Genomic DNA, 7,389 nt, shown 5'->3' with positions numbered 1-7,389 from the left:
TCAAGGCGAATATGACTTTTCGGAAGGCACGTTACGAAATTTGGTCAGTCTAGAATTGGGTCAACTCTTAAAGGAGGAAGCAAAACCAGTTTGATGGAACATTTCGTACGAATGTGGGCAGCCCCCCATCAAAGGCTTTTCCCCTGTTGAATAAGTTGACTCTTCTTATCTTCACTATAGGCTATGCCGAGCAAGCGATTAAGTATTTTTTTTAAGTAATTACAGATAGAGTTAAACAACCAATCTACTCGTTGAAGCTATGGAGCAGGAACAAAACGCCTTCTTAAAAAATTACTCCTTACCAGAACGAGGGGCTTACTTGGGGGCATTGGCAACAATGGCTTTGGCAGATGGCAACGTTTCAGTGGAAGAAACCGACTTCCTCAATTTAATGAGTGAAGCGGCTGAGTTACCTCAAACTATGCAGCAGGAGGTTCAACAGATTGCCCATAATCCTTCCCAGGTGAGCCTACAAAAGTGTCTCGATGTGTTGAAGGGAAGCCAACTCCGTTTTTCGTTCATAACCGACCTGATTGCTTTCGCAAGAGTCGATGGCGGGCTTTCGGCTCCCGAGCAGCAACACATCCAGCAGATGTCAGCCTACTTGGGTGTTAGTGAGCAACAGTTCAGTATCCTTAACGAGTTTGTTGACCAAGCGGGACAGGCCCAGCAACAGGGAGAAGACCCAACCTCCCCCTCGTTCTTAACCAAAACTGGCTTTGATAATCTGTTCAAAAAAGCAAATATATCGCCCCAAATGGTCCAGGGGATGCTGGGGGTCTTAGCGCCCCTTGTCATTGGCAAAATGATCAGTGGTGGCCATCAACGAGGGCGCAACGGGGGATTAGGTAGCTTGTTGGGCGGACTAGTAGGGGGTAATCTAAACCCGACCGGCGGTGGCTTAGGATCATTTACTTCCATTTTAGGTAATTTGAGTGGCCGCTCGAAGCACAGCCGTATGAGTTCGGGCGGGCTGGGTGACCTGTTGAAAAATTTGGTAGGCGGCAAACGGCATCATTGAGACACTTAGAAGATGCTCCAACTTTTTGCTGCCCTTTGAGTTACTTCTGAGAGTGTACCTCAAAACCCCAATTCTTATGACAACTGACCATCCTCAGGAGCACCAGAAAGCCGCCGAAAACCATAAAAAGGCAGCCGAGTATTTTCAGCAGGCCGCTGATAATCATCGCGCAGCAGCCGAACACTTGGCCGCTGGCGATCACCAGAAAGCGGCTCATCATGGCTATACGGCTTTCGGACTCAGCACCCACGCCCATCACCATGCCGAAGAAGCGGCCCTGCACCACTCCCATGAGCATGGGAGCAAGGAGCCACTGCATGAGCACGAGTAGAGCAGCCAAGTTGAATTCACACTTAGCTTAAACAAGTTTAGTGGATTCGAGTTGGTTGGATACTGATTCACTCAATGGACTGAAACACTTTTTAGCCAACCACTTCTCCAAAGGAGTGGTTGGCTTTTTTACGGCCTTTATTTAACTCAACCCAGTTATAGGTCCTGTAGGCCTACTTTAAATAGTGCTTTGCTTCCTGGCTTAGAATCGGATATTCAGCCAAATCAAGCACCTTCTTGTAGTGCAGCCGGGCCTGTTTTAGCTGGCCAGTCTGGACCGCTACCCGTGCCCGAATTGTGTATGCCCACGCTTGCCACGCTTCGTCTTTAGGTGGATTTTGGAGCAGTTGCTGAGCGAGGGTATCGGCTTCAAGGGTGGCTCCCTGGCTTAACCGTAACCGGGCTTTCAGAACTAAGCCAACCTGTCGGTAAACGGGTTGCGGGTTTTTCAGCAGGTTATCAATTAACAAGGACGCAGAAGCTGGACGTTGGGCATTTAAAAGCATTTCGGCATAGCGAGCGGAGAAAAATGGGTTGTCAGGGTATTGCTTCGCTAATTGTGCTAAGTAGGGCAGGGCTTCCGGAGCGCGGTTCTCATAATCAGCCAGGATATGTGTCAGATAAAGGGTGGCTTCGACGCGGGAGAAAAGCGACTGCTGGATGGCCAGTACTAACTGGTTCATCCCCTTTTGTTTGTCACCTGAACGCATAAACCAGACCAGCGGCTTATAGGCCGGGTGTAATTGGGGATATTCTTCCCGGTAGTAATCATACAGACCGGACGAGAAATAAAAGTCAGGATACTGCTGACGATACGCCCGCCCCTTTTGCAGATACGCATATGCATTTTTGGCATACGCCACAGATTTAAGCATTTGACGGTCATAGTAGGCCATACGGGTCAGCATCGCTTCGGCCGTGAAGTAGGTGAACATCAACTCCGGATCATCGGCGTGTCGGTCAAGCCCTTGGGCAGCATTAGCCGCCGTTTTTTCGAGTAGGGTGACCAGTTGGTTGCGTAACCCTTGGTCGGTACGGGCTGGGAACCACTGCCAGTGTAACCGAACGGCTCGGAGCAGGTCAACGCCCGGATGGTTCGCTGTACGCTGATCTAATTGGTTGAGTAATGTATTCGTCTGGGCCGGTTGATTGTTATAAATAGCTTGAAGTGTCTGATTGACCAATCCCTGATGAACCGACATAGATTCTGTCCCGGATGATTGAGCAAAAGAGCTATTCGACCAGATGAGTAGGCTAATGACTCCGACAATGTAGTGGCTTCCCATCAGAAAACGCGCTGAGCAGTTGAATGAAAACGGGGCGTATCCTTGTTTGTCACTGGACGGTGACGGCTACGTCGGGTTAGCTTTCGCTTGACCCAAGGATATACGTGATAGGCAGCCTCCGCTGACAGTAGGCCAATCCCGGCTCCAACCAGTACGTCAGAAATCCAGTGTTTATCATTGACCATGCGCAGGTAGCCTGTTGTGCCCGCCATGGCATAACCAGCAACCGGAATAAGCACACTGGTATGACTAAATTCACGATCGAGGATGCCCGCCCCGGCAAAGGCAAAAGAAGCGTGCCCCGATGGAAACGACTGCCGATCAGAATCATCCGGACGAAGGTAGCCGGTCGTAAATTTGAGTCCATAGGTAACGATGCCCGTTAGTGCACTAGCCGTTAACCACAAGCCAGCTCGATCAAAGGGTGTTGAGCGACCTTTCACGCCAGCCGCTGTTAAACCAGCCAGTAGCGCAGATGGCCCCACGGCCAGATAGTTATCAATAGAGGTTCGATAGCCATTACTATAGTTCAGAATACTAGTTCGTACCCCAAATCGATTAAAGGCGTGATTCCCGGAGAGTGTATAAAGGCCTGTTCCAATAAAGGCCGATGGAACGGCCAGTCGGGCGATGGACAGCCGTGGTGTGGTTCGTATGGTGTCTGGTTGGGCGGGAGCCTGAGCAGCCCAGCCCGCCAAAACGATTAACCAGATTAATCGCCACAGTAAGCTATGGCTATGCCTAGTCATGCACATTATCTTCGTAGGTAAATCTATTCTAAAAAGCACCGGCCATATTTGAAATAAACGGGTCATAGCGGCATCTTTGTAAGCGCCGACCCACAGAAATATGGATGGGGTACTAAATCAGCAGAAGTGACTCCGGACAGACTCGAACTGTCGTCTATTAACGATGGTCAATGGCTCTACCAGTTGAGCTACAGAGTCAGCAAAGAGAGTTTTTCAATGTTTATTCCCAAGGTGTTCAACGGGCGGCAATATGGGGCTAATTCCCGGAAAAGTCTCTTAACATAAGATAGATTATATAACAACTCCCCCTAAAGTACAATTTACGACGGGGCAAAAAAGGGGATAAATCAGGCCTGACGGTTGTAGTAGCTCAACACCAATAGAAGCTGAACTAGGAAGCAACCAAAGCCAATGGCTGCGGCATAGTCTGGATAGAGCGATCCGACTTTAAGCGAGGCAAGGAAAACAACCAACATCAAAGCGGCCATTACCAGGCGGCTACGATCAAATGGCTTGGGAAAATTTTGATGCATGGTCTGGTTAGGGTGGAAAAACCTACTGATTACATGCCCATTCCTAAGCCGCGATTCTGTTTGCGTTCGTGCTGTAGGCTCAACTCCCGCTGCTGACTTAATTCGATCTTCTTGGCTTGCTCGATCTGTAAACGCAATTCTTCCGCCCGGCGTAGATCGGCGGCTAACTGCTGCTGGCGCTCCTGTTGCGTATCGCGTAATTCCAGCGTCATAGTGGCCCGTTCCTGGACGCTGCCATTGCTCATGGTGTTCTGATAGCGAAAACTCTCCTCCAGCTCTCGACGGTAAGCCAATTGGGTATCAAAGGCTCGCTCGCAGCTCTGTTTGAACTCGACCCGATTAAACTGGCCGAACTTGTGGCCATGCTCAGCACTCTTGCCCTGGCCGCGATGGTTGGTCAATGGACTCAGTAACCGTTGGTTTTGCATGTCTTTGCGGCTGACAATGATCTGCACGTGCATTTGGTGGCCCGCTTTGGCTTCGCCCCGCTGGCTCAAGCCCTGCTTTACTTCCGGATCGGTCCACTTGTAGCCCCGGTTGTACTCGACTTTGCCGTACCACTTCACATCCTCCGGCCCTAACCCTTTTTGAAAGTTGGCCGCGTATTCAGCCATGACCCCACGAGCGTACTCTTTGAGCTTCTGGGGGTCGTTGCCGATGTGCTGTAGCTCTTTCTGGGACGGGCTAATGTTGACCAGGTAGAACTTGGCTTCACTCTGTTTGAGCTTGGCCGTGTTCGAGTCGATGCCCTGCCGCACTTCGTAGGGGCGCAGATCGTCTCGCCCCTGGTTGAACCATAACTCGGCTTTGTGCTCCGGTTTGAGATTGTTTTCTTTCTCCAGATAGTCGACAAGCTGGCCACAACTGCCGGCATTGCTGCCGCTGCTGCTGGCTGTGATATTGATATGCGGCATAGGTGAAAAGGGAAAAGAGACTCACAAAGTGTCGATCTGATTACGGATATGGTCCTGCAAATCCTTAACCGCTCGCCCATTAGTCAGGGCGTTTAAGGCTTCCCGTTGCTGAATATAGGTGTCCAACAAGCTGCGAAATCTGGCTTTTAAGGCGTTTTTAGACGCGCGGTGTGATTTGGCCTCACTTTGATACGTTTGTGCCTCTGAGAGCAAATCTCGCAGCGTAGCGGCCATTCCCTTGTACTTCTCTTCTAAATCTGTCTGTTTCTTGAGCAAAGCCGCATTTTCGGCCTTGCGCTCGTTTTGCGATTTGAGGTAAAAGCCGTGAATATAATTTTCCTCGTCAAAGCTGAATAAAGCCGCGAATTGGTCTTGCAAGGTGGTCAGGCTGCGCTTCAACTCGCGCCCATCAGCCATCATAGGTGTTAAGGCTTCCTTCTCCTGGGTTTTGATGAACGAGATGATTCGATTGATGCCCTGACCCAGTTCTTTCTTGAGTAATTCGTCGTTCAGATCGGCGGGATCTTTCTGGGATTTGTAGAAATAGTCCACCATCTGCCCAAAGAGCTCCTGTTTACTGCGGCCTAGTTTATCACTTAACTTGCTGAATTTCAGATCAGTATCGCCACCGAAGCGGACTGACTTGTTTGCTTTTGCTTCCATAATTAAGCGTATGAATATACTAAAAGTGGCTTCTAAATGCTAAAATAAGGTTTTTTTAGCGTAAAATATACTTTTTGCTTACTAACTAATAGTAACTATTTTTACTAACTAATTGATTTACAGGCTAGTGACCTCGTAGAGCAAGTGAGAATTATCGCGTAGCGTAATTCCCGCTTGCTCTTTATAAGACCGCTTCGCGCTTTGTTTTTTCGTCGCTTCGCGCTTTGTTTTTTGTTATTTTTTTTCCCCTCCGTTCTGTTTCCCCTTTCCAACTATTTTTATCGTTACCCCTTTTTTACTTTCTAAAACCGTACCTGTCAAACCACTTCCTGGCGGCTTTTCCTCGCGTGTGTACGTGCGTGATCGCGCGCGAGACAAGTGATTGTGTATTTCAAATATCACTTGTTAAACACTTGAAGGGAAAAATAGAGCTTATAACTACCAGATTTACAAACAGTTATAGTGTGGATAACTTTAATAAAGTGAGGTTTAATCGGTAATAAAGTGAGGTTTAATCGGTAAGGTGGCCTTAATAAAGTGAGGTTTAATCGGTAAAGTGGCCTTAATAAAGTGAGGTTTAATCGGTAAAAAAATGAAGTTGTTTATTATTATTGATTTTTTAATCTCACTTTTTATATTTGCTTCAAAATCAGCAGTAATGGCTAAAACAGTGGAGATATGGCAGGATAACGCATTAACCGTAGCCCGCTATGAAATGAGTGAAGCAGAAAAAAATATTCTGTACATGGTAGTGGCCAATGTCAAAAAAGAGGATGCCCCGACGAAGATGTATCAGGTATCAGTTAAAGAAATGGCTGAAATTACTGGATCGAAGGAGTTGATGTTTGAGACATACAAGCAAGCTACTCGAAAACTACTTACACGGGTGTTTGAAACGACACTTCCCAATGGGGACTTGTTACAAGCCACCTTTATCTCTTCAGCTTTGTATAAGAAGGGTACAGGAATCATTGAAATAGAGCTTTCTCAACGGGTCCGTCCCTTTTATGTAGACTTGAATCAACGATTTACTAAGATTCAATTGGCTGCGGCTATATCACTCAATTCAGCTTATGCGAAGCGAGTTTACGAGCTATTGTGCATGTATAAAAACATGAAAGACAAGACGTTTCGGCGTAATCTGGTCGAGCTTAAAACCATACTTGGGATTATTGACCCAAAAACGGGCAAAGACAGTTATTCAAGTTGGACATGGTTTCAAAGAAACATATTGGACGTGGCCACAAGGGAAATTAATGGCCATACGGACATCACGTTTACCTACAAACCGATTCTTGGCGACCGGCCAGGGCGAGGACGGAAACCCGTTGAGCAGGTCGAATTTGAAGTCTTTTACTCGATTAAATCGCAGCCTGAACCAGTAACGCCCCTACTCGAACGGCTCATTAAACAGTTCCGGCTCCGACCCGATCAGGCCGCTAAGGTGTTGGAAATGCACTCGATTGAGGTAATCAACCGCCAACTGTATGACATTCACACCAAAGCCAGCGACGGCAAAGTGAAGAATTTGGGCAGCTATACGGCCAAAGTATTTGGGCTGGAAACCACGAAAGAGAAGGGAAAATAGCACCGTGCAGGAAACGGAATGCTGTTCAAATAAAGTCTATCTGACTTAACTAAAAAATTTGTAGGTAAAACGGATGTTATCCTGATAGTAGACTATACGCAGTAGAAAAGAAAAGCGTTGCGTGGTAGCCTAAAAAAATTGTCTTCAATAGTAAAGAAGGGCTATTATGCATCATCAAAGGGGGGCTGCCCACATTCGTACGAAATGTTCCATCAAGAAACCTACATACATCAGCTAGCTTTCTGGCTGGCACGTATGTAGGCATACAGCGTGGGCTTACTAATAGCTAACAGCTCGCAAATCTT

8 protein-coding genes and 1 tRNA gene are annotated in these 7,389 nt (G+C 47.6%); 3 read left to right on the top strand and 6 right to left on the bottom strand.

Annotated elements, in window-relative coordinates; all coding sequences use genetic code 11:
• Positions 1 to 259: 259 nt before the first annotated feature.
• Both FBR45_RS26220 and FBR45_RS26480 read left to right on the top strand, forming a co-directional pair.
• A complete protein-coding gene (locus FBR45_RS26220) occupies positions 260 to 1,021 on the top strand; it encodes a tellurite resistance TerB family protein (protein ID WP_138507420.1) in 762 nt (253 codons plus the stop codon).
• Positions 1,022 to 1,097: 76 nt separating this feature from the next.
• On the top strand, positions 1,098 to 1,352 hold the full coding sequence (locus tag FBR45_RS26480; RefSeq protein ID WP_165358999.1) for a hypothetical protein: 255 nt from the start codon (positions 1,098 to 1,100) through the stop codon (positions 1,350 to 1,352).
• 172 nt (positions 1,353 to 1,524) lie between these two features.
• On the opposite strand, the gene FBR45_RS26210 is transcribed toward FBR45_RS26480, so the two are convergent.
• The 6 genes from FBR45_RS26210 to FBR45_RS26185 all read right to left on the bottom strand — a co-directional run bounded on the left by FBR45_RS26210 (position 1,525) and on the right by FBR45_RS26185 (position 5,496).
• Entirely contained in the window at positions 1,525 to 2,553 is a 1,029-nt protein-coding gene (locus FBR45_RS26210; protein WP_206445623.1) for a YfgM family protein, read from the bottom strand.
• A gap of 83 nt (positions 2,554 to 2,636) precedes the next feature.
• Positions 2,637 to 3,452, bottom strand: a complete 816-nt coding sequence (locus FBR45_RS26205) for a phosphatase PAP2 family protein (RefSeq protein WP_129607071.1) — start codon at positions 3,450 to 3,452, stop codon at positions 2,637 to 2,639.
• A 61-nt stretch (positions 3,453 to 3,513) separates the two neighbouring features.
• Positions 3,514 to 3,584, bottom strand: a tRNA-OTHER gene (locus tag FBR45_RS26200).
• Positions 3,585 to 3,733: 149 nt separating this feature from the next.
• A complete protein-coding gene (locus FBR45_RS26195; RefSeq protein WP_138507418.1) occupies positions 3,734 to 3,919 on the bottom strand; it encodes a hypothetical protein in 186 nt (61 codons plus the stop codon).
• Between the two features lie 29 nt (positions 3,920 to 3,948).
• On the bottom strand, positions 3,949 to 4,833 hold the full coding sequence (locus FBR45_RS26190) for a DUF5712 family protein (protein ID WP_138507417.1): 885 nt from the start codon (positions 4,831 to 4,833) through the stop codon (positions 3,949 to 3,951).
• Between the two features lie 21 nt (positions 4,834 to 4,854).
• Positions 4,855 to 5,496, bottom strand: coding sequence for a BfmA/BtgA family mobilization protein (locus FBR45_RS26185; RefSeq protein WP_138507416.1), 642 nt, complete (start codon positions 5,494 to 5,496; stop codon positions 4,855 to 4,857).
• Positions 5,497 to 6,154: 658 nt separating this feature from the next.
• On the opposite strand from FBR45_RS26185, the gene FBR45_RS26180 reads away from it, so the two are divergent.
• Positions 6,155 to 7,084 carry a replication initiation protein gene (locus tag FBR45_RS26180; protein WP_138507421.1) on the top strand — a complete coding sequence of 310 codons (930 nt, stop codon included), beginning with the start codon at positions 6,155 to 6,157 and terminating at the stop codon, positions 7,082 to 7,084.
• Positions 7,085 to 7,389: the final 305 nt, after the last annotated feature.

The sequence above is a fragment of the Spirosoma lacussanchae genome (assembly GCF_005870035.1).
Lineage (GTDB): Bacteria > Bacteroidota > Bacteroidia > Cytophagales > Spirosomataceae > Spirosoma > Spirosoma lacussanchae.
Note: the sequence above shows the minus strand (reverse complement) of the source record. Positions and strands in the feature narration are given on the sequence as shown.

Coding starts and splice junctions, on each gene's coding strand:
- FBR45_RS26220 (WP_138507420.1), top strand. CDS start 260: ATGGAGCAGGAACAAAACGCCTTCTTAAAAAATTACTCCTTACCAGAA.
- FBR45_RS26480 (WP_165358999.1), top strand. CDS start 1,098: ATGACAACTGACCATCCTCAGGAGCACCAGAAAGCCGCCGAAAACCAT.
- FBR45_RS26210 (WP_206445623.1), bottom strand. CDS start 2,553: ATGTCGGTTCATCAGGGATTGGTCAATCAGACACTTCAAGCTATTTAT.
- FBR45_RS26205 (WP_129607071.1), bottom strand. CDS start 3,452: ATGACCCGTTTATTTCAAATATGGCCGGTGCTTTTTAGAATAGATTTA.
- FBR45_RS26195 (WP_138507418.1), bottom strand. CDS start 3,919: ATGCATCAAAATTTTCCCAAGCCATTTGATCGTAGCCGCCTGGTAATG.
- FBR45_RS26190 (WP_138507417.1), bottom strand. CDS start 4,833: ATGCCGCATATCAATATCACAGCCAGCAGCAGCGGCAGCAATGCCGGC.
- FBR45_RS26185 (WP_138507416.1), bottom strand. CDS start 5,496: ATGGAAGCAAAAGCAAACAAGTCAGTCCGCTTCGGTGGCGATACTGAT.
- FBR45_RS26180 (WP_138507421.1), top strand. CDS start 6,155: ATGGCTAAAACAGTGGAGATATGGCAGGATAACGCATTAACCGTAGCC.